Origin of the sequence: Sanguibacter biliveldensis (assembly GCF_033798665.1) — a bacterium.
Taxonomy (GTDB): Bacteria; Actinomycetota; Actinomycetes; order Actinomycetales; family Cellulomonadaceae; genus Sanguibacter; species Sanguibacter inulinus.
Window position 1 is genome coordinate 2,480,625 of record NZ_CP138359.1, and the last position, 22,196, is coordinate 2,502,820.

Below are 22,196 nucleotides of genomic sequence, written 5' to 3' on the forward strand. Positions count from 1 at the left end.
CGGTCACTGGTCGTCTCCCTGTCGTCGTGCGGGTCCTGTCGTGTGCCCGTCCACCGTCCGCACGTGCGAGCGGCGACAGCCGGGCGTGGACGTCTCTCGTGTCCACGCTACCGGCTGTCGCTCGTCGTCAGGTGCTGTGCACAGACTCTCAGGCCTCGGGTGCTCCGGGGACCGCGAGCTCCGGGACCGACGCGGGGTCGAGACTGCCACCTGCGTCGACGTGCGCCCACGCTGCGGAGCACGCGGCGCGGACGAGGTCGACGGGGTCGGAACCCGCAGAGCCGGCACGCAGCTCGAGCTGGTCGCCGGCCACGCGTGCGGAGGCCTCGCGGCAGGTCCACCAGCCCTCGTCGCCCTGGACGGGCAACGGGTGCGGCTCGAGCAGGCTGCGCAGGTCCGCCCCGATGAAGTCCGGGCGCTCCCCCGCATGGGCGAGGATGTCGTCGCGCGCGCTGTTGACCCCGGTGAGGACGTGCAGCCCGGGGTATCCCCCGGACCGCGCGCCTGCGAGGTCGGTGTCGAGACGGTCACCGACGACGAGCGGCCGCTGAGCCCCTGCACGCTCGATCGCCATGGCGTACATGGCGGGCGAGGGCTTGCCGGCACTGAAGGGCTCGACCCCTGTCGCGGCGACGACAGCGCCGACGAGCGCTCCGTTGCCCGGGGCGAAGCCGCGAGCCGTCGGCAGAGACAGGTCCCTGTTGCTCACGACGTGGACGGCACCGGCCGACACCGCGTACGCAGCCTCGGCGAGGTCCTTCCACCCGAGCGACGGGTCGAAGCCCTGCGCCACGGCGTCGGGCTGGTCGTCCGCGCTCGTCACGACGACGTAGCCGGCCTCGGTCACCGCCGTGAGGAGTCCCGCGCCACCGACCACGAGGACCTTCGACCCCGGGGCGACGTGGTCGCCCAGGAGGCGAGCGCAGGCCTGGGCAGCCGTCATGACGTCCGAGGGCTCGGCGGGGATGTCGAGCGAGGTCAGCTGGTCGGAGACCGAGACGGGCTCCCGCGAGGCGTTGTTCGTGACGAACACGAGACGGAGCCCCCGCTCACGGGCTGAGGTCAGCCCGTGAGCGGCGTGCACGATCGGCTCGTGACCCTTGTACGCGACACCGTCGAGGTCGACGAGCGCGAGGTCGAAGGCCTCGGCCAGCGGGAGGTCGCTCCCCAGCAGGACGGCGCTCACGCGTCGTCCTGCTCGTCGTCCTGGCGCTCCTCTGCGGTCGGTGCAGACGGTGCGTCGTCGACGGGGTCGGAGGGCGAGGCGACCTCGTCCGAGGCGTCGGCGCCGGAGTCGTGCCCCTCGGAGACGTCCCCCTCGGAGACGTCCTCGTCGGAGACGTCCTCGTCGGAGACGTCCTCGTCGGAGACGTCCTCGTCGGAGCCATGCTCGTCCGAGGTGTCCTCCGCAGAGCCGCTCTCCGTGACGTCCGCCTCGTCCTCGATCTCCTCGTCGCCGAGGTCGAAGACTACGACGTCGTCCTCAGGGGCGAGGTCGCCGATCTCCGCACGCTCCTTGGCGGTGAGGGTCGAGAGCAGCGCCTTCGCCTCGTCCGCACGGCCAGCAGCCTCGAGCACACCGGCGCGGGCCTCGATGACGCGGACCTGCAGCGCACGCTCTCCCTTGGGGACGGTGATGCCTGCGAGCACGGACTCTGCGGCCTCGATCTCGCCGAGGTCCAGACGGGCTCCGCTCACCACGATGGCGAGCTCCACCTTCTGGTCCTCGTCGAGCGTCTCAGCCTCGGGGGTCGCCGCCAGGGCGATGGCCCGCTCGGGACGACCGAGGCCCCGCTCGCAGTCGGCCATGATGGCGAGGTGCTCGGAGGAGCCGTTCAGACGACGGACCGTGCGGAGCTCACGGAGAGCCTCCGCGAAGCGCTCGGTCCTGTACGCCGTGAGACCAGCGGCCTCACGCACGATGTCGACGCGACCGGCTCGACGCACAGCCTCCTGGGCGTGCTCGTACGCAGCCTCGGGCTCGGAGTCGATGAGCAGACCAGCCGCCACCAGGTGCAGGCCGACGGTCTCGGCGTTGTCCTTGGTCAGCGTCCGGAGGCGTCCACGAGCGTCGCGGTCGAGGTCGGAGAACTGGATCCCCTCGGGGAGCTGGGGAGCTGCGTGACGCACGGACGTGTCGTCGCGGAACGTGCGGGCCGCAGGGGCTGCGTCGGCTCGGGGCGCCCGCTCACGGGGTGCCTCGGAGCGGGCAGGGGCACGGTCCTGACGCGGACGGTCGCCCTGGACGGGGCGTCCACCCTGGGGACGGTCGTCGCGGCGGGGACCACGGTCACCGAACGAGGGACGGTCACCCTGGGGACGGTCATCACGGCGGGGACCACGGTCACCGAACGAGGGACGGTCACCCTGGGGACGGTCATCACGGCGGGGACCACGGTCACCGAACGAGGGACGGTCACCCTGGGGACGGTCATCACGGCGGGGACCACGGTCACCGAACGAGGGACGGTCACCCTGGGGACGGTCATCACGGCGAGGGCCACGGTCACCGAAGGACGGCCGGTCACCCTGGGGGCGGTCGCCGTAGGAAGGACGGCCACCCTGCGCACGGTCGTCGCGGCGCGGGCCGCGGTCTCCGAAGGAGGGACGGTCACCCTGGGGCCGGTCGTCACGACGGGGACCGCGGTCACCGTACGAGGGGCGGTCACCCTGGGGGCGGTCGTCACGTCGCGCGCCGGCCTGGGGGCGGTCTCCGTAGGAAGGACGGCCACCCTGGGGACGGTCACCGTAGGCGGGACGCTCACTCTGCGCGCGGTCGTCGCGGCGAGGGCCGCGGTCACCGTAGGACGGGCGGTCACCCTGGGGACGGTCGCCGTAGGAGGGACGTCCACCCTGAGCGCGGTCGTCACGACGGGGACCGCGGTCACCGTACGACGGGCGGTCACCCTGGGGGCGGTCGTCACGACGCGCGCCGGCCTGAGGACGGTCTCCGTAGGAAGGACGGCCACCCTGGGGACGGTCACCGTAGGCGGGACGCTCCCCCTGCGCGCGGTCGTCACGGCGAGGGCCGCGGTCACCGTACGACGGGCGGTTGCCCTGGGGACGATCGCCATACGATGGACGGCCACCCTGAGCGCGGTCCCCGTATGCCGGACGGCCACCCTGGGGGCGGTCGTCGCGTCGAGCTCCGCCCTGAGGACGGTCTCCGTAGGAGGGACGGCCACCCTGGGGGCGGTCACCGTAGGCGGGACGCTCGCCCTGCGCGCGGTCGTCGCGGCGGGGGCCGCGGTCGCCGTAGGACGGGCGGTCACCCTGGGGACGGTCGTCACGGCGAGGGCCGCGGTCACCGTAGGACGGGCGGTCACCCTGGGGACGGTCACCGTAGGAGGGACGTCCACCCTGCGCGCGGTCGTCGCGGCGCGGGCCGCGGTCATCTCCGCGGGCGGGACGTGAACCTGAAGAGCCTCCACGTCCTGCTCCGCCGTTGTTCCGGCCGTAGCCTCCAGCTCTGCCGTCCTCGCGGCCTCTGCTGGCGCCCGAACGGTCCTGGTCGTCGCTCACGTGTACTCCCTCTTCAAGTTGACCATGCATGACTATCATCGCACCCGGACGTCGCAGCGAGAAGGTCTCGAGCTGCGCGTCACAGGGAACGGTCTTGACGCTGAGTGGTGACCACCAACGGCGCTGAGCGCGTTGATGTCCATCACAACGACGAAGGCCCACCCCAAAAGTGGGGTGGGCCTTCGTTGAATGGTTGTCCGGCGGCGACCTACTCTCCCACACAGTCTCCCGTGCAGTACCATCGGCGCAGAGGGGCTTAGCTTCCGGGTTCGGAATGGGACCGGGCGTTTCCCCCTCGCTATGACCGCCGTAACTCTATTGGGTTGTCAACCGGTTCTCGGCCGTTACCCGAGAACCGCACAGTGGACGCGTAGCACACAAAATTTTGAGTGTTATCAAGTTGTCGGCTTATTAGTACCGGTCAGCTCCGAGAGTCGTTAGTCCTCTCTTCCACATCCGGCCTATCTACCCAGTGGTCTGCTGGGAGCCTCTCGAGGGTCAAGCCCTCATGGAAACCTCATCTTGAAGCAGGCTTCCCGCTTAGATGCTTTCAGCGGTTATCCCTTCCGAACGTAGCCAACCAGCCGTGCTCCTGGCGGAACAACTGGCACACCAGAGGTTCGTCCGTCCCGGTCCTCTCGTACTAGGGACAGCCCTTCTCAAGTTTCCTGCGCGCGCAGCGGATAGGGACCGAACTGTCTCACGACGTTCTAAACCCAGCTCGCGTACCGCTTTAATGGGCGAACAGCCCAACCCTTGGGACCTACTCCAGCCCCAGGATGCGACGAGCCGACATCGAGGTGCCAAACCATGCCGTCGATATGGACTCTTGGGCAAGATCAGCCTGTTATCCCCGGGGTACCTTTTATCCGTTGAGCGACGGCGCTTCCACAAGCCACCGCCGGATCACTAGTTCCGACTTTCGTCCCTGCTCGACCTGTCAGTCTCACAGTCAAGCTCCCTTGTGCACTTGCACTCGACACCTGATTGCCAACCAGGCTGAGGGAACCTTTGAGCGCCTCCGTTACATTTTAGGAGGCAACCGCCCCAGTTAAACTACCCATCAGGCACTGTCCCTGATCCGGATTACGGACCGAGGTTAGATGTCCAGAGCGACCAGAGTGGTATTTCAACGTTGACTCCACGAACACTGGCGTGCCCGCTTCACAGTCTCCCACCTATCCTACACAAGCCGCACCGAACACCAATACCAAACTATAGTAAAGGTCCCGGGGTCTTTCCGTCCTGCTGCGCGTAACGAGCATCTTTACTCGTAGTGCAATTTCGCCGAGTTCACGGTTGAGACAGCGGAGAAGTCGTTACGCCATTCGTGCAGGTCGGAACTTACCCGACAAGGAATTTCGCTACCTTAGGATGGTTATAGTTACCACCGCCGTTTACTGGGGCTTAAATTCTGAGCTTCGCCTTGCGGCTAACCCGTCCTCTTAACCTTCCAGCACCGGGCAGGCGTCAGTCCGTATACATCGTCTTGCGACTTCGCACGGACCTGTGTTTTTAGTAAACAGTCGCTTCTCCCTGGTCTCTGCGGCCCTTGCACGCTCCCCTCGCAAGGAGGTTCACGCTCCGGGCCCCCCTTCTCCCGAAGTTACGGGGGCATTTTGCCGAGTTCCTTAACCATGATTCTCTCGATCGCCTTAGTATTCTCTACCTGATCACCTGAGTCGGTTTAGGGTACGGGCGGCTTGAACCTCGCGTCGAAGCTTTTCTCGGCAGCATAGGATCACCAAATCCCCACCTAGGGTGGGTCCCGTCAGATCTCAGGCTATATGAACAGCGGATTTGCCTACTGTTCGCCCTACGTCCTTAGACCGAGACAACCGTCGCTCGGCTTGGCTACCTTCCTGCGTCACTCCTGTTAATACGCTTACCTACTACAAGTTCGGGTCCCGCGCTCCCCTGAGTCCTCAGCCCCGAAGGGCCTGTGGACCAGGCTTGGGCGGTTAGCATCACCTGGCTCGGTATGGGCGGTTCTTCGCCGGTAGGAGAATATCAACTCCTTGTCCATCGACTACGCCTGTCGGCCTCGCCTTAGGTCCCGACTTACCCAGGGCGGATTAGCCTGGCCCTGGAACCCTTGATCATTCGGCGGACGGGTTTCTCACCCGTCTTTCGCTACTCATGCCTGCATTCTCACTCGTGTAGGCTCCACCACTGGGTTACCCCGCAGCTTCACTGCCCACACGACGCTCCCCTACCCATCCACACACCTGGACCACGAAGGCCTGGTTATTATGTGAATGCCACAGCTTCGGCGGTGTACTTGAGCCCCGCTACATTGTCGGCGCGGAATCACTTGACCAGTGAGCTATTACGCACTCTTTCAAGGGTGGCTGCTTCTAAGCCAACCTCCTGGTTGTCTGTGCAACTCCACATCCTTTCCCACTTAGCACACGCTTAGGGGCCTTAGCTGGTGGTCTGGGCTGTTTCCCTCTCGACTATGGAGCTTATCCCCCACAGTCTCACTCCCGCGCTCTCACTTACCGGCATTCGGAGTTTGGCTAACGTCAGTAACCTTGTAGGGCCCATCGGCTATCCAGTAGCTCTACCTCCGGCAAGAAACACGCGAGGCTGCACCTAAATGCATTTCGGGGAGAACCAGCTATCACGAAGTTTGATTGGCCTTTCACCCCTACCCACAGGTCATCCCCCCAGTTTTCAACCTAGGTGGGTTCGGTCCTCCACGCGGTCTTACCCGCGCTTCAACCTGCCCATGGGTAGATCACTTCGCTTCGGGTCTAGACCCAGCGACTCATTCGCCCTATTAAGACTCGCTTTCGCTACGGCTTCCCCACACGGGTTAACCTCGCCACTGAGCACTAACTCGCAGGCTCATTCTTCAAAAGGCACGCTGTCACCCCTGCTAAGGAGGCTCCAACGGATTGTAGGCACACGGTTTCAGGTACTATTTCACTCCCCTCCCGGGGTACTTTTCACCTTTCCCTCACGGTACTTGTCCGCTATCGGTCACTAGGTAGTATTTAGGCTTATGAAGTGGTCTTCACGGATTCACACGGGATTTCTCGGGCCCCGTGCTACTTGGGATCCCCTTCGGGAGGTCACGTCATTTCGTCTACGGGGGTCACACCCTCTACGCCGGGCCTTTCAATGCCCTTCGACTATAACGAGACTTTCTGACTCCCTGACAAGCCGGCAGACTCATCTGAAAGGTCCCACAACCCCGCCCATGCAACCCCTGCCGGGTATCACACATGAACGGTTTGGCCTCATCCGCTTTCGCTCGCCACTACTCACGGAATATCTCTTCCTGTCGGTACTGAGATGTTTCACTTCCCGACGTTCCCTCCACACACCCTATATATTCAGGTGCAGGTAACACGACATAACTCGTGCTGGGTTTCCCCATTCGGAAATCCTCGGATCACAGTTCGTTTGCCAACTCCCCGAGGCTTATCGCAGGCTACTACGTCCTTCATCGGCTCCTAGTGCCAAGGCATCCACCCTGTGCCCTTAAAAACTTGACAACAAAAAATTGCAAAGAACCAAAGATAAATCTTTGATCTTACAAAGATGCTCGCGTCCACTGTGCAGTTCTCAAGCTACGGACGATCCCACCCAACACCACCGCCTACCCCCGAGCAAAGCTCAAGAGCGGTTCAACTGGTTCAGGGTGACCCGTGTCGAAAGCAACCAACCCGATCCGCCACCACCCGAAGGTGCTAGCCGGCTTGGCGCCTGAAGTTCACTTGCGTACAAGACGCCCGTGCCTTCAGGACCCAACAGTGTGCTCATGTCCCCACCCTCACAAGCCACCCGTTCCAACCAGACGAAGCTGGTGTACTGAAGCGACCGCTCGAGGCGAGTCCTAGTCAATGTTCCACCCGTGAGCAACCACCCACACCCTCATTCGGAGTGTGGAAGTGGCCACCTGAACCCTGCCGGGGTAGTCCCCGACTCGAGCCAGTGTGTAGCTCCTTAGAAAGGAGGTGATCCAGCCGCACCTTCCGGTACGGCTACCTTGTTACGACTTAGTCCCAATCGCCAATCCCACCTTCGACGGCTCCATCCCACAAGGGGTTAGGCCACCGGCTTCGGGTGTTACCGACTTTCGTGACTTGACGGGCGGTGTGTACAAGGCCCGGGAACGTATTCACCGCAGCGTTGCTGATCTGCGATTACTAGCGACTCCGACTTCATGGGGTCGAGTTGCAGACCCCAATCCGAACTGAGACCGGCTTTTTGGGATTCGCTCCACCTCGCGGTATCGCAGCCCTTTGTACCGGCCATTGTAGCATGCGTGAAGCCCAAGACATAAGGGGCATGATGATTTGACGTCATCCCCACCTTCCTCCGAGTTGACCCCGGCAGTCTCCTATGAGTCCCCACCATAACGTGCTGGCAACATAGGACGAGGGTTGCGCTCGTTGCGGGACTTAACCCAACATCTCACGACACGAGCTGACGACAACCATGCACCACCTGTACACCAGTCCGAAGACGCACACATCTCTGCATGATTCCGGTGTATGTCAAGCCTTGGTAAGGTTCTTCGCGTTGCATCGAATTAATCCGCATGCTCCGCCGCTTGTGCGGGCCCCCGTCAATTCCTTTGAGTTTTAGCCTTGCGGCCGTACTCCCCAGGCGGGGCACTTAATGCGTTAGCTGCGGCGCGGAACTCGTGGAATGAGCCCCACACCTAGTGCCCAACGTTTACGGCATGGACTACCAGGGTATCTAATCCTGTTCGCTCCCCATGCTTTCGCTCCTCAGCGTCAGTAGTGGCCCAGTGACCTGCCTTCGCCATCGGTGTTCCTCCTGATATCTGCGCATTCCACCGCTACACCAGGAATTCCAGTCACCCCTACCACACTCTAGTCTGCCCGTACCCGATGCAAGCTCAAGGTTGAGCCTTGAGTTTTCACACCAGACGCGACAAACCGCCTACGAGCTCTTTACGCCCAATAATTCCGGACAACGCTTGCGCCCTACGTATTACCGCGGCTGCTGGCACGTAGTTAGCCGGCGCTTCTTCTGCAGGTACCGTCACTTTCGCTTCTTCCCTACTGAAAGAGGTTTACAACCCGAAGGCCTTCATCCCTCACGCGGCGTCGCTGCATCAGGCTTTCGCCCATTGTGCAATATTCCCCACTGCTGCCTCCCGTAGGAGTCTGGGCCGTGTCTCAGTCCCAGTGTGGCCGGTCGCCCTCTCAGGCCGGCTACCCGTCGACGCCTTGGTGAGCCATTACCTCACCAACAAGCTGATAGGCCGCGAGTCCATCCTTGACCGAAAAACTTTCCAGACGCCGACCATGCGGTCGCGTCTCGTATCCGGTATTAGCCCCGGTTTCCCGGAGTTATCCCAGAGTCAAGGGCAGGTTACTCACGTGTTACTCACCCGTTCGCCACTGATCAACCAGAGCAAGCTCTGATGTCACCGTTCGACTTGCATGTGTTAAGCACGCCGCCAGCGTTCGTCCTGAGCCAGGATCAAACTCTCCGTAAATGTTTGCTATCAACTGGCCGAAACCAGTTAACAACCATACGAAGCAAGCCTCCCTGCAAAGAGAGAACTTGATTAATCAAGGCTACAAACCGAAAACTTGCGTTTTCAATTCATACCAAATAAACCTTGCCATCAGACCAGCCCCGACCGAAAGGCCGAGCACCAATCCAAGACAAGGGGTCTTGGCATTGACTATTAAGCACACTGTTGAGTTCTCAAGGAGCGGACGCGCATCACCCGTTCACTCATTTCTGAGCGTCTGGCGTGAGGCAACCGTTCAAACTTACCCGACTCGCTTCCCTGCGTCAACCCGCCGTTTCCAGCGCGTTAACCCGGTCAAGCGGGCCCGGTGAAGACTACCTGATCTTCGCGGCCCCTCGAACCACTCTTCCGAGCCGTCCGAACCGCTTGCCAGACAGTGTCGCCACCGTCCGAACCAGGCCCTCCACACTACCAGGCGCAGGCGAACCTGCGAAGCCTTCATGCAGAGGATGCCGAACCCCGGGACCAGCCACTTCGCGCCGGCTCCGAAGAGCTTCGCAGTGGTGTCTGTGTCTCCCAGTCGGGCTGACGTCCAGAACATTACGGTGATGTGAACGCGAGCGTCAAGCCCGCTCCCGGTGACCGCAGTCACTCTCCGGTCTCCGGTCTGCCGCGCAGCACCTAGACGCAGATCGGCCCCCGTCCGGTGGGGACGGGGGCCGACGGCACGACGGTGTGAGGTCAGGCGCGCGCCTTGACGACCCCGAGCGTCTTCTTGCCGCGGCGCAGGACCGCGGCGCGTCCGTGCAGGAGGTCCGACGCGGAGAGCACGGCGTCGTCTCCGACGACCTTCGTGTTGTTGACGTAGACCCCGCCTTCCGCGACGGCCCGACGAGCGGCGCCCTTCGAGGCGACGAGACCAGCCGCGACCACCAGGTCGACGATCGAGTCCCCGGGCGCCCCGTCGGTCTCGGGCAGCTCGGCGACCGCCGCGACGAGCGTCTGCTCGTCGAGGCCCGACAGCTCCCCACGTCCGAAGAGCGCCTGGCTCGCCGCGATCGCAGCCTCGGTCGCGCCAGCACCGTGCACCAGTGTGGTCACGTCGCCGGCCAGCGCCCGCTGAGCCTCCCGGGCCGCAGGCCGCTCGGCGACGGCGGCCGCGAGCTCGTCGATCTCCTCAGCCGTGCGGAACGTGAAGATCTTCAAGAACCGCACCACGTCGGCGTCGTCCGAGTTGAGCCAGAACTGGTAGAAGGCGTACGGGCTCATCATCTCCGGGTCGAGCCACACGGCCCCACCCTCGGACTTGCCGAACTTCGTGCCGTCAGCCTTGGTGATGAGCGGCGTGGTGAGCGCGTGGACCGAGCGCTGCTCGGACTTGCGGATGAGCTCGACCCCTGACAGCAGGTTGCCCCACTGGTCGTTGCCGCCGGTCTGCAGCGTGCAGCCGTGACGGCGGTTGAGCTCGAGGTAGTCGATCCCCTGCAGGATCTGGTAGCTGAACTCCGTGAAGGACAGACCCTCGCTGCTCTCGAGCCGGCGCGCGACGGTGTCCTTGGCGAGCATCGTGCCCAGCCTGTAGTGCTTGCCGATGTCCCGCAGGAAGTCGATCGCGGTGAGCTCGCCCGTCCAGTCGAGGTTGTTGACCATCTGCGCCGGGTTCTCACCGTCGAAGTCGAGGAACCGCGAGATCTGCGAGCGCAGACGCTCGACCCACTCGGCGACGATCTCCCGGGAGTTGAGGACCCGCTCCCCCGACATCCGCGGGTCACCGATCAGCCCTGTCGCCCCGCCCACGAGCGCGATGGGGCTGTGGCCGGCGAGCTGCAGGTGACGGAGCAGGAGGAGCTGGACGAGGTGTCCGTGGTGCAGGCTCGGCGCTGTCGGGTCGAAGCCGCAGTAATACGTGACCGGGCCGCCGTCGAGCGCTTCGCGGAGCGCGTCCATGTCGGTGGTCTGGCTGATCAGCCCACGCCAGGTGAGCTCATCGAGAACGTTGGTCACTGCTGCTCCTCGTCTAGGGGTTGGCCCGACTATTCTGCCCTCTTCAGCGTCGACGCGGGGACACGGCCCTGTAGGCGGAGACCGTCGGCTCCCCGTCGAGCCAGAGCCTCCACGGGAAGAGCTCCCCGTCCCCACCCGGTCCGCTGACGCCGACCCGCGGACCTCGCAGGACCGCACCCGACTGGTCGAGAGATGCGTCGGCCGGTACCCCGGTCGGCTGCGACCCGCAGACTGTGAGCGTGAGACAGCCTCCCCGCTCGAGCAGGTCCGCCCCGTCGTGGTCGACACCGACACCCAGGGCTACGGCGAGACGGGCCGGACCGCGCGCCAGATCGCGCGCGGTCTTGGCCACACCGCGCGCGGTCCGTCGCGTCAGCGCGAGCGGTTCCCCGTCGACCACCTCGCCTCCCCGCAGGAGCACCGCGGACGGAGAACCCTCGGGTCCTGCGACGACGTTGAGGCAGGTGTGCAGCCCCAGGTGCCTGTAGGCGTAGAGATGCCCGCCCGCCAAGGCCATCGACCTGTTCCGCAGGGTCACGCCGCGAGCCGCGTGCGAGCCTGGGTCGTCGAGGCCGCCGTAGGCCTCGACCTCCGTCAGGCGCACGGTCACCAGCCCCTCCGGCGTGCTGTGCATGAGGCGGGCGCCGAGCAGGTCGGCTGCGACGTCGAGGACGGGGCGCGCGAACCACGCGCGGTCTGGCTCGTACTGCGCCGAGGAGACCGCGGCGCTCACACAGCCTCCGTCGGTCCGAGCCCGGTGATGTTCCCCGTCCCGTCGAGCCGGACGTGGCTCCGCTCGGCCGTCCGGTGCTCCGCGTAGAGACGTCGTTCTTCGACCATCCAGGTGGTCCACTGGTCACGCGCACCGTCACCGTCGCGGAGCATGCCGCGCTCGAGTCGCACGTCGTCGTCAGCCTCGACCCAGATGATCACCGGCGCGTAGGGCGCAGTCGTGAGAGCAGCAGAGTTGCAGCCCTCGACCACGAGGGTGTCGGCGAGCGGCACGGTGTGCCGCTCGGCGTAGAGGCCCAGCGGCCAGTCATACCTGCGGTACCTGCCGGGGACCCCGTGGGCCAGCGGCTCGAGGACCCACTCGTGCAGCTTCTGGGCGCCCTCGGCGAGCCCGGACCACCCCGGGTAGAGGTCGTCCATGTGGATGACCTGGGCGGGCAGCGCCCGGCCGAGCTGGTCCGCGAGGGTCGTCTTGCCAGAGCCCGCAGGCCCGTCGACGCAGACCAGGTGCATGCCACCCAGGCCTGCCGGGGCCTCGGCGACGACCTCGAGGATCAGGTCCAGGACGTCGGCGGGGACGGTCATGAGCGGTGCCAGTCGATCGTGCTCATGCCGTCCCCGTCCGTCGTGCCTGTCGTGCTCTTCGTGCGTGCCGTGCTGGTGCTGGTCGCTGCGTCCTCCCGGGAGGACTGCTCAGCCGTTGACCCAGAACCTGTACTCGGCGATCTGGACCTTCGCCGCCTCGAGCTGCTCGGCCACGCGGACCGGCGCGGTGCCGCCCGCGGCGTCGCGCGAGCGCAAGGAGCCCTCGACCGTCAGCACCTCGCGGACACCTGGCGTCAGGTGCTCGGAGATCTCCGCCAGGTCGGCGTCGCTGAGGTCCCACAGCTCGATCCCGCGGTCCTCGCACACCCGGACGCAGGCACCCGCGACCTCGTGGGCGACCCGGAACGGCACCCCCTGACGCACCAGCCACTCGGCGATGTCTGTCGCGAGCGAGAAGCCCTGCGGGGCGAGCTCGGCCATCCGCTGGGTGTCGAAGGTGAGCGTCGAGACCATCCCGGCGAAAGCCGGCAGGAGCACCGTGAGGGTGTCGACCTGGTCGAACACCGGCTCCTTGTCCTCCTGCAGGTCGCGGTTGTACGCGAGCGGGAGGCCCTTGAGGGTCGTCAGCAGCCCCGTGAGGTCACCGACCAGACGCCCGGCCTTGCCGCGCGCGAGCTCGGCGATGTCGGGGTTCTTCTTCTGCGGCATGATGCTGGACCCCGTCGAGTAGGCGTCGTCCAGACGGACGAAGCCGAACTCCTTGGTGTTCCAGACGATGATCTCCTCGGCGAACCTCGAGAGGTCGATGCCCAGCATCGCCGAGACGAAGGCGAACTCGGCGACGACGTCGCGGCTCGCGGTCCCGTCGATCGAGTTCTCGACCGCCCCGTCGAAGCCGAGGTCGGCGGCGACGGCCTCGGGGTCGAGCCCGAGGGACGACCCGGCCAGGGCACCCGACCCGTAGGGCGAGCGCGCAGCACGCACGTCCCAGTCGATGAACCTGTCGACGTCGCGCAGCAAGGGCCACACGTGCGCGAGCAGGTGGTGCGCCAGCAGCACAGGCTGAGCGTGCTGGAGGTGCGTGCGACCGGGCATCGCGGCGTCCGGGTGCGCGGCAGCCTGCTCGACGAGGGCGTCGGCGACGTCGAGCACCAGCCCGCCGATCACCTTGGCCTCCTCGCGCAGGTACATGCGCACGAGCGTCGCGATCTGGTCGTTGCGCGACCGGCCGGCGCGGAGCTTGCCCCCGAGCTCGCTGCCAGCACGCTCGATGAGACCGCGCTCGAGAGCCGTGTGCACGTCTTCGTCGGCGAGCAGCGGGAGGAAGTCCCCCGACGCCACGTCGGTCGAGAGCACGTCGAGCGCCTCGAGCATCGCCGTGAGCTCGTCCTCGGACAGCAGGCCTGCCGAGTGCAGGACCCGCGCGTGAGCCCTCGAGCCCTCGATGTCGTGCTGGGCGAGCCGCCAGTCGAAGTGCGTCGACTGCGAGAGCGCGGCAAGGGCCTGGGAGGGGCCGCCGGCGAACCGGCCGCCCCACAGGCTCACGGGCGCCGCGCCGGTCGCAGCGACCTGCGTGCCCGCAGCCGCCTCGACGGCTGCGGGCTCAGAGGAGGTCGACGAGGGGTCCGACGGAGTGAGGTCCGTCATCTCAGGCCTTCGACCCGGGGAGGTCGGCACCGGTGAGGTCCACGCCGTTGCCGAACTTCACGTCGCGGGCTGCCGAGAGCTTGGCGGTGAGGCCGAAGATCTCGATGAAGCCACGGGCCTGCGACTGGTCGAAGGAGTCACCCTCGTCGTAGGTGGCGAGGTTGAAGTCGTAGAGGCTCGCCTCGGAGCGGCGGCCGGTGACCGTCGCGCGGCCGCCGTGCAGGACCATGCGGATGTCGCCCGACACGTAGCGCTGGGTGTCGTCGATGAAGGTCTCGAGGGACTTCTTGAGCGGCGAGAACCACATGCCGTCGTAGACCAGCTCGGTCCAGCGCTGCTCGACGGTCCGCTTGAAGCGGGCCTGCTCGCGCTCGACGGTGACGTTCTCGAGCTCCTGGTGCGCGGCGATGAGGGCCATCGCGCCGGGGGCCTCGTAGATCTCACGGGACTTGATGCCCACGAGACGGTCTTCGACGATGTCGATGCGGCCCACGCCCTGGGCGCCGGCGCGACGGTTCATCTCCTGGATCGCCTGGAGCGGTGTCACGGCGACACCGTCGAGGGCCACGGGGATGCCCTGGTCGAAGGTGATGACGACCTCGTCGGCGACCGGCGGGAAGGTCGGGTCGTCCGTGTAGCTGTAGACGTCCTTGGTCGGACCGTTCCAGATGTCCTCGAGGAACCCGGTCTCGACGGCGCGGCCCCACACGTTCTGGTCGATCGAGAAGGGGTTGTGCTTGGTCGTCGCGATCGGGAGCTTGTGCTGCTCCGCGTAGGCGATGGCCTTCTCGCGGGTCAGCGCGAGGTCACGGACCGGTGCGAGGCACTTGAGGTCCGGGGCGAGGGACGTGATGCCCACCTCGAAGCGGACCTGGTCGTTGCCCTTGCCGGTGCAGCCGTGGGCGACGGTCTGCGCGTCGAACTGACGGGCGGCGCGCACGAGGTGCTTGACGATGATCGGGCGGGAGATCGCCGAGACCAGCGGGTAGCGGTCGAGGTACAGGCCGTTGGCGCGCAGCGCCGGCATGCAGTACTCCTCGGCGAACTCGTCACGGGCGTCCGCGACGTACGCCTCGACGGCACCGCAGTCGAGGGCGCGCTGGCGGATGACCTCGAGGTCTTCACCGCCCTGGCCGACGTCGACGGCCACCGCGATGACCTCGGCTCCTGTGCGCTCGGCGATCCAGCCGATGGCGACGGAGGTGTCCAGGCCGCCGGAATAGGCGAGCACGACGCGTTCTGTCATGGCACTTCACTTTCTCAAGATGGTGAGGGACAAAGTCTGTCATCCGTCGAGGCCACCGCTGGTCGGGTGGTCGTCTGGCGGACGGCGGGCTCGGCCGGAGGTCCGGTCGAGCCGTGGTCTCGGAGGTCAGGTGCTGTCGCTCGCGAGCCCGACGAAGCGAGCGGCGAGCTCGTCGCCGCCACTCACGTCGCGGGCGATCACGAGGACCGTGTCGTCTCCGGCGATCGTGCCGAGCACACCTGTGAACACCGAGTGGTCGATCGCCGAGGCGAGGTACTGGGCGGCGCCTGGCGGGGTGCGCAGCACCACGAGGTTCCCGGACGCCTCGGCCGAGACGAGGAGCTCCCCGCAGAGCCTGGAGAGCCTGGCGGCGAGGAACTCGGCGTCGGCCGTGGTCTGCACGGTGCGGTCGCCACCCTCGCCGGGGATCGCGTAGACGAGCACCCCGGACGAGGTGCGCACCTTCTCGGCCCGCAGCTCGATGAGGTCACGCGAGAGCGTCGCCTGCGTCACGTGCAGGCCGTCGGCGGCGAGCGCCTTGGCGAGCTCCGCCTGAGAGTGGATCTGCTCGCGGGCGAGCAGGTGCACGATGCGCGCGTGCCGTGCCGCCTTGGTGGCCGGCACGCTCCCGACGGGGACGGCTGCGAAGGTCATGACTGCCCCAGGAGCCAGGTCATGAGCGCCTTCTGCGCGTGCAGCCGGTTCTCCGCCTCGTCCCAGACGACCGACTGCGGCCCGTCGATCACCTCGGCGGTGATCTCCTTGCCGCGGTAGGCCGGGAGGCAGTGCAGGACGAGCGCGTCAGGTGCCGCGTGGGCGAGCAGCGCAGCGTCGAGCCTGTACGGGACGAAGGGCTCGGCGCGCTCGGCGGCGGTGGCCTCGTCGCCCATCGAGACCCAGGTGTCGGTCGCGACGGCGTCAGCGCCGGCGACGGCCGCGACCGCGTCGGAAGTGACGGTGACGGAGCCGCCGGTCTGCTCCGCGATCGCCGCCGCCGAGGCGAGGATCTCAGTGTCAGGCAGGTACCCCTCGGGTGTGCCGACCCGCACGTGCATGCCAGCCGTGACTCCCCCGAGGAGGTAGGAGTGCGCCATGTTGTTCGCACCGTCGCCGACGTAGGCGAGGGTCTGACCCGCCAGGGCCGCGACGCCGCCGCGGTGCTGCGCGATCGTCACGAGGTCGGCGAGGATCTGGCACGGGTGGAAGTCGTCGGTCAGCGCGTTGACGACGGGGACCCCGGCGACGGCTGCCATCTCCTCGATGCGCGCCTGCGCGTGGGTCCTCCACACGATCATCGAGACCTGGCGTCCCAGGACGCGGGCGGTGTCGGAGATCGACTCCCGGACACCGATCTGCGCGAGGTTGCCGTCGAGGACGAGAGGGTAGCCCCCGAGCTCGGCGATGCCTGTCGCGAAGGACACCTGGGTGCGCAGCGTGGGCTTGTCGAAGATCACCGCGACGGCCTGCGGACCCGCGAGGGGCTTCTCGAGGTGCCTGTCGGCGCGCAGCCGCAGCGCGAGCTCGAGGACCTCTGCCTGCTCGGCAGGGCTGAGGTCGTCGTCGCGCAGCATGTGGCGGATCGTCTGGGCGGTCATCGTCAGGCCTCCGTGGTGAGGTCGGCGGGGTCGGTGGGCAGGGCGAGATCGGCAGGCAGCCCTTCGAGGAAGGCGACGAAGTCGTCCACCTGCTCGCGGGTGAGGATCAGCGGCGGCGCGAGGCGCAGGGCCGTCGGCGTCACCGGGTTGACGATGAAACCGGCGTCGAGAGCCCTGGACGCCACGTCGGCCGACACCGGTGCCGCGAGCTCGATGCCGACGAGCAGGCCTTCGCCGCGCGTCCCGACCACGAGCGGGTGCCCGGTCTCGGCGAGCCGGCTCCGGAGGTGGTCGCCGACAGCCGTGACCGAGGCGAGCAGGCCGTCACGCTCGATCACACCGATGGTCGCGAGGGCCGCCGCTGACGCGACAGGGTTGCCGCCGAAGGTCGTCCCGTGCTGGCCGCGCCCGAGGAGCGCCGCCGGTCCGTGGCCGTAGGCGACGACGGCACCGATCGGGAACCCTCCGCCGAGACCCTTGGCGAGGGTGACGACGTCGGGCACGATCCCGCCGCCGACCTGCGGGAGCTGGTGGGCGAGCCAGGAGCCTGTCCGGCCCATGCCGGTCTGGACCTCGTCGAGGATCATCAGCGCGCCGTGCTCACGGGTGAGCTCGCGGGCCCGCTGCAGGTAGGACGCGGAGAACGGCCGGACACCGGCCTCGCCCTGGATCGGCTCGAGGAACAGCGCGGCGACGTCGCTCGTGGCGGGGTCGCCGGCGAAGGCCGCCTCGAGGGCGTCGAGGTCACCGAAGGGCAAGAACTCGACCCCGCCGGGCAAGGGCTCGAAGGGCTCGCGGTACGCGGCCTTCGACGTGAGGGCGAGCGCCCCCATGCTGCGGCCGTGGAAGGACCCCTCGAGCGCGAGGATCCGCCGGCGCCCCGTGCGGCGGGCCATCTTGAAGGCCGCCTCGTTCGCCTCGGTCCCGGAGTTGGAGAAGAAGACGCGCGAGCCTTCAGGAGCCGCAGCGAGCTCGAGCAGCCGTTCCGCGAGCGCGATCTGGGTCGGGGTGCCGAAGAAGTTCGAGACGTGGCCGATCGTGCCGAGCTGTGCGCTGATCGCCGCGGTGAGCGTCGGGTGAGCGTGACCGAGGGAGTTCACGGCGATCCCGCCGAGGAGGTCGAGGTACCGGCGCCCGTCGGCGTCCCACACGTAGGCACCCTCACCGCGGACCAGCACACGCTGGGGCGGGCCGAAGGTGTCCATGACGGCCCCGGAGTAGCGAGACGTCCACTCGGCACCGCTGCCGGGACCTGTGAGGTCTGCGGTCGTGTCGCTGCGGGGGTCGAGGGCGTTCACTGCGGGTCTCCGTCGGTCGTGGGGGTGGTGGTGCCGGAGCTGCCGGCCGGCGCTGAGATCGTGGGCGGGTTGAGCCTGCCGTCGCTGTCGGGGACGACCATGGTGCCGATCCCGCGGGTGGTGAAGACCTCCATGAGGACCGAGTGCGCGACCCGGCCGTCGATGACGTGGGCCTCGCGCACTCCCCCGCGGACGGCGCGCAGGCAGGCTTCCATCTTCGGCACCATGCCCGACTCGAGGGACGGCAGCAGGGTGTCGAGCGCGGAGGCCGTGATCTGGCTGACGAGGGACGTGCGGTCCGGCCACGAGGTGTAGAGGCCCTCGACGTCGGTCAGCACGATGAGCTTGCGGGCGCGCAGCGCGACCGCGAGCGCGGCGGCGGCCGTGTCCGCGTTGACGTTGAGCACCTGGGTCGGGTCGAGGATGTCGGGAGCGACCGTCGAGACCACCGGGATGCGCCCGGCGTCGAGGAGGTCCTGGACGGCGCGCGGGTCGACGTCGACGACGTCCCCGACGAGCCCGACGTCGACGGCCTCGCCGTCGACTGTCGCGTGGCGGCGGCGGGCACGGAGCAGCCCGCCGTCTTCACCGGAGAGCCCGACGGCGTGCGGGCCGTGGGCGTTGAGCAGCCCGACGAGCTCGCGGGAGACCTTGCCTGTGAGCACCATGCGGACGACGTCCATGGCCTCGGGCGTGGTGACGCGCAGCCCGCCGCGGAACTCGCTCTCGATGCCCAGGCGTCCGAGCATCTCGGAGATCTGCGGTCCGCCGCCGTGCACGATGACCGGCCGCAGGCCGACCTGGCGCAGGAAGACCATGTCCTCGGCGAAGGCTGCCTTGAGCGTGTCGTCGATCATGGCGTTGCCGCCGTACTTGACCACGACGAGGGCGCCGTGGAACTGGCGGAGCCACGGTAGGGCCTCGAGGAGGACCTCGGCCTTCTGGGAGGGGCTGAGGTCTTCGCCGACGTCGATGCCGCTGAGGTCGAGCGGGGCGTCGGGTGCGCTGGGGGTCTGGTCGCTCATGAGGAGTACGCGCTGTTCTCGTGGACGTAGTCGTGCGTGAGGTCGTTGGTCCAGACCGTCGCCGTGGCGTCGCCCGCGTGCAGGTCGACGAGCACCCTGACCTCGCGCTGGGCGGCGAGGTCGACGAGGTCGCGGTCCTCGCCCACTCCCCCGGCGCGGCACACCTGGACGCCGTTGATCGACACGTCGAGGGTCGAGGCGTCGAAGCTGGCGACAGACTCGGGGACGGTGCCGACGGCCGAGAGGACACGGCCCCAGTTGGGGTCGTTGCCGAAGACGGCTGCCTTGAAGAGGTTGGAGCGGGTCACGGCCCGGGCCACCGCGACGGCGGCGTCCTCGGAGTGCGCGCCGACGACCTCGACGGCGATGTCGTGGCTGGCGCCCTCGGCGTCGGCGACGAGCTGGCGGGACAGCGAGGCGCTCACCTCGGTGACGGCTGCGGCGAGCTCGTCGAGGGTCGGCGTCTGCCCGCTGGCACCCGAGGCGAGCAGCACGACGGTGTCGTTGGTCGACATGCAGCCGTCGGAGTCGACGCGGTCGAAGGTCGCCGTGGTCGCGGCGCGCAGGGCGGCGTCGGCCGTCGCGGCGTCGACGACGGCGTCGGTCGTGATGACCGAGAGCATGGTGGCCAGGCCGGGCGCGAGCATCCCGGCCCCCTTGGCCATCCCCCCGACGGTCCAGGTCCCTGTCGTGGTCTCGACGGTGACGACGGCGGTCTTGGCGACGGTGTCTGTCGTCATGATCGCGTGCGCGGCGTCGGTCCCGCCGTCGGTGCTGAGCGCGGTGACTGCGGCGTCGACGCCCGGGAGCAGCTTGTCCATGGGCAGGCGGACACCGATGAGTCCTGTCGAGCAGACGATCGTGTCCCCTGCGGAGATGCCGAGGGCGTCAGCGGTGTGCTCGGCGGTGCGGTGCGTGTCGAGGAAGCCCTCGGGTCCTGTGCACGCGTTGGCGCCGCCCGAGTTGAGGACGACAGCGCTGGCACGGCCGTCGGCGACGACCTGGCGGGACCAGGTGACAGGGGCGGCGACCACGCGGTTGGAGGTGAAGACCGCGGCGGCGACGTCGAGCGGGCCGTCGTTGACGACGAGGGCGACGTCGGGCTTGCCTGTCGACTTGAGACCGGCGGCGGTCCCTGCGGCCCGGAAGCCCTGTGCTGCGGTGACGCTCACGGTGCGACTCCTTCGGTGGTCAGGCCCAGGACCTGCGGGAGGCCGAGTGCTGTGTTGATCGACTGGACGGCGCCGCCTGCTGTGCCCTTGACGAGGTTGTCGATCGAGGTCACGGTCACGACGCGGCCGGCGCGCCGGTCGAGGGCCACCTGCACGAGGGCTGTGTTCGACCCGGCCGTCATGGCAGTCGTGGGCCACTGCCCCTCGGGGAGCAGCTCGACGAAGGGCTCACCCTCGTAGGCGTCGGACCACGCGGACCGCAGCTGCTCGAGGGTCGTCGCCTCGGCACCGCCGGCGAGGCGGGCGGTGGCTGTCGCGAGGATGCCGCGGGACATGGGCACGAGGACCGGCGTGAAGGAGATCGTCACGTCATCGGCTCCGGCGACCTGGAGGTTCTGCACGATCTCCGGGATGTGCCGGTGCGTGCCGCCGACGGCGTAGGGCTGCGCAGACCCGAGGGCCTCGGAGGCGAGCAGGTGCGTCTTGAGGCTCTTGCCGGCCCCGGAGTACCCGACCGCGAGGACGGTGACGAGGTCGTCGGTGCTCAGCAGGCCTGCGGCGACCCCGGGCTGGAGGCCGAGCGTCACGGCGGTGACGTTGCACCCGGGGACGGCGATGCGCCGGGTGGAGGCGAGCAGCTCGCGCTGCTTGGTGTACTCGACCCGGCTGTCCACGGTCGAGACGCGCAGCAGCTCGGGGAGCCCGTAGGTCCACGTTCCGGCGTGCTCGGAGCCGTAGAACTCCTCCCAGGCAGCGGGGTCCACGAGGCGGTGGTCTGCGCCGAGGTCGACGACGAGCACGTCGTCGGGAAGCTGGGCGGCGATCGCGCCGGAGGCACCGTGCGGGAGGGCGAGGACGACGACGTCGTGGCCCAGCAGGTGCTCGACGGCTGTCGGCAGCAGCTCGCGGTGCGCGAGGGAGCGCAGGTGCGGGTGGTGGGCACCGAGCAGGGTGCCCGCGTTGGAGTGGGCGGTGACCGCCCCGACGGTGAGCTCAGGGTGCCCGGCGAGGAGACGGAGCGTCTCTCCCCCGGCATACCCGCTGGCTCCGGCAACTGCCACGGTGAACGTCATGTGCATAACAATACACAAGACTGTGAGTTGATGCAGCCGCCCTCGCCGCAGACCTCTACGCTGGGACGATGACTGCCGCACCCCTCACCCTCGCGCCCCGCCCCGACGTCGACCACCGAGGTTTTGTCCTCGTCCTGGCCGGGGGCGGCTACGCCCACCGTGCCGAGCACGAGTCCGTCGACGTCGTCGCGTGGCTCTCCCGCCACGGAGTCGCGAGTGGCTACCTCGACTACGCGATCGCCCCCGAGCGCTACCCCACAGCCCTCGACCAGGTGCTCACCGCCCTCGCCGAGCTGCGCGCCGGCGTGCACGGAGAGATCACCGGTCCTGTCGCCGTCCTCGGCTTCAGCGCCGGTGGCCACCTCGCTGGCACCGTGCTCACCGCGACCGACGACGACGTCGCCCGCGTCCAGGCTGGCGCCGCACCGGGGCTGACCGTCTCCCGCCCGGACGCGGCGGTCCTGTGCTACCCCGTGACCTCGCTCGTGCGGACCCCGCACGTCGGCTCCCGCGAGAACCTGCTCGGCGAGCACGCCGACGACGCCGGGCTCGCGGGCGCCCTGAGCACCGAAGAGCGCGTCGACGCCGCGACTCCTCCAGCATTCTTGTGGCACACCGCGGACGACGAGACCGTGCCTGTCAGCCACAGCCTCGGCCTCGCCGCAGCCCTCGGCGAGCACGGCGTGCCGTACGAGCTGCACGTCTACCCGACAGGTCGTCACGGCCTCGGCCTCGCACCGGGCAGCGGTACGGTCGAAGAGTGGACCACCGCCGCGCTGCGCTGGCTCCACGAGCAGGGCATCGGCCCGGTCCAGGACGCCTGACGCACAGCCACACCCGATCCGAGCAAGGAGCACCATGACGCCCGAGCA

15 protein-coding genes and 3 rRNA genes are annotated in these 22,196 nt (G+C 67.6%); 2 read left to right on the forward strand and 16 right to left on the reverse strand.

Going from position 1 to position 22,196, the window contains the following annotated elements; translation table 11 throughout:
- Nucleotides 1-148 precede the first annotated feature (148 nt).
- Complete coding sequence (locus SANBI_RS10845) at nucleotides 149-1,186, reverse strand: HAD-IIA family hydrolase (protein WP_319154919.1); 1,038 nt, start codon at nucleotides 1,184-1,186, stop codon at nucleotides 149-151.
- The gene (locus SANBI_RS10850; protein ID WP_319154921.1) at nucleotides 1,183-2,130 is read right to left on the reverse strand and encodes a tetratricopeptide repeat protein; all 948 of its coding nucleotides are present in this window, start codon (nucleotides 2,128-2,130) and stop codon (nucleotides 1,183-1,185) included. The genes SANBI_RS10845 and SANBI_RS10850 overlap by 4 nt, the downstream gene beginning before the upstream one ends.
- Between SANBI_RS10850 and SANBI_RS10855 the strand changes: the two genes are divergently transcribed.
- Complete coding sequence (locus tag SANBI_RS10855; protein ID WP_319154923.1) at nucleotides 2,122-3,414, forward strand: hypothetical protein; 1,293 nt, start codon at nucleotides 2,122-2,124, stop codon at nucleotides 3,412-3,414. The two genes, SANBI_RS10850 and SANBI_RS10855, sit on opposite strands and share 9 nt — an antisense overlap.
- Nucleotides 3,415-3,717: 303 nt before the next feature.
- On the opposite strand, the gene rrf is transcribed toward SANBI_RS10855, so the two are convergent.
- The 14 genes from rrf to argC all read right to left on the reverse strand — a co-directional run bounded on the left by rrf (nucleotide 3,718) and on the right by argC (nucleotide 21,330).
- Nucleotides 3,718-3,834, reverse strand: a 5S ribosomal RNA gene (gene rrf, locus SANBI_RS10860).
- A 79-nt stretch (nucleotides 3,835-3,913) separates the two neighbouring features.
- Nucleotides 3,914-7,025, reverse strand: a 23S ribosomal RNA gene (locus SANBI_RS10865).
- Nucleotides 7,026-7,480: 455 nt separating this feature from the next.
- A 16S ribosomal RNA gene (locus tag SANBI_RS10870) occupies nucleotides 7,481-9,004 on the reverse strand.
- The 16S, 23S and 5S rRNA genes sit together here, the layout of an rRNA operon.
- Before the next feature lie 723 nt (nucleotides 9,005-9,727).
- Nucleotides 9,728-10,990 (reverse strand): tyrosine--tRNA ligase, encoded by a 1,263-nt coding sequence (gene tyrS / locus SANBI_RS10875; protein ID WP_319154925.1) that lies wholly within the window; start codon nucleotides 10,988-10,990, stop codon nucleotides 9,728-9,730.
- Nucleotides 10,991-11,033: 43 nt separating this feature from the next.
- Nucleotides 11,034-11,723, reverse strand: coding sequence for a DNA-3-methyladenine glycosylase (locus SANBI_RS10880; RefSeq protein WP_319154928.1), 690 nt, complete (start codon nucleotides 11,721-11,723; stop codon nucleotides 11,034-11,036).
- Nucleotides 11,720-12,307, reverse strand: a complete 588-nt coding sequence (locus tag SANBI_RS10885; protein WP_319154930.1) for a nucleoside/nucleotide kinase family protein — start codon at nucleotides 12,305-12,307, stop codon at nucleotides 11,720-11,722. The genes SANBI_RS10880 and SANBI_RS10885 overlap by 4 nt, the downstream gene beginning before the upstream one ends.
- A gap of 108 nt (nucleotides 12,308-12,415) precedes the next feature.
- Nucleotides 12,416-13,915 (reverse strand): argininosuccinate lyase, encoded by a 1,500-nt coding sequence (gene argH, locus SANBI_RS10890; RefSeq protein WP_319154932.1) that lies wholly within the window; start codon nucleotides 13,913-13,915, stop codon nucleotides 12,416-12,418.
- Between the two features lies 1 nt (nucleotide 13,916).
- Entirely contained in the window at nucleotides 13,917-15,161 is a 1,245-nt protein-coding gene (locus SANBI_RS10895) for an argininosuccinate synthase (protein WP_056130337.1), read from the reverse strand.
- Between the two features lie 126 nt (nucleotides 15,162-15,287).
- Entirely contained in the window at nucleotides 15,288-15,815 is a 528-nt protein-coding gene (locus SANBI_RS10900; RefSeq protein WP_056130335.1) for an arginine repressor, read from the reverse strand.
- Nucleotides 15,812-16,756 carry an ornithine carbamoyltransferase gene (gene argF / locus SANBI_RS10905; protein ID WP_319154936.1) on the reverse strand — a complete coding sequence of 315 codons (945 nt, stop codon included), beginning with the start codon at nucleotides 16,754-16,756 and terminating at the stop codon, nucleotides 15,812-15,814. The genes SANBI_RS10900 and argF overlap by 4 nt, the downstream gene beginning before the upstream one ends.
- A 2-nt stretch (nucleotides 16,757-16,758) precedes the next feature.
- Nucleotides 16,759-18,054 carry an acetylornithine transaminase gene (locus SANBI_RS10910; protein WP_319154938.1) on the reverse strand — a complete coding sequence of 432 codons (1,296 nt, stop codon included), beginning with the start codon at nucleotides 18,052-18,054 and terminating at the stop codon, nucleotides 16,759-16,761.
- Complete coding sequence (gene argB / locus SANBI_RS10915) at nucleotides 18,051-19,079, reverse strand: acetylglutamate kinase (RefSeq protein ID WP_319154940.1); 1,029 nt, start codon at nucleotides 19,077-19,079, stop codon at nucleotides 18,051-18,053. The genes SANBI_RS10910 and argB overlap by 4 nt, the downstream gene beginning before the upstream one ends.
- A complete protein-coding gene (gene argJ, locus SANBI_RS10920; RefSeq protein WP_319154942.1) occupies nucleotides 19,076-20,251 on the reverse strand; it encodes a bifunctional glutamate N-acetyltransferase/amino-acid acetyltransferase ArgJ in 1,176 nt (391 codons plus the stop codon). The genes argB and argJ overlap by 4 nt, the downstream gene beginning before the upstream one ends.
- On the reverse strand, nucleotides 20,248-21,330 hold the full coding sequence (gene argC, locus SANBI_RS10925) for an N-acetyl-gamma-glutamyl-phosphate reductase (protein ID WP_319154944.1): 1,083 nt from the start codon (nucleotides 21,328-21,330) through the stop codon (nucleotides 20,248-20,250). Before argC ends, argJ begins: the two co-directional genes overlap by 4 nt.
- 62 nt (nucleotides 21,331-21,392) lie before the next feature.
- On the opposite strand from argC, the gene SANBI_RS10930 reads away from it, so the two are divergent.
- Nucleotides 21,393-22,148: an alpha/beta hydrolase gene (locus SANBI_RS10930; RefSeq protein WP_319154946.1), complete on the forward strand. Its 756-nt coding sequence runs from the start codon at nucleotides 21,393-21,395 to the stop codon at nucleotides 22,146-22,148.
- The last annotated feature ends 48 nt before the right edge of the window (nucleotides 22,149-22,196 follow it).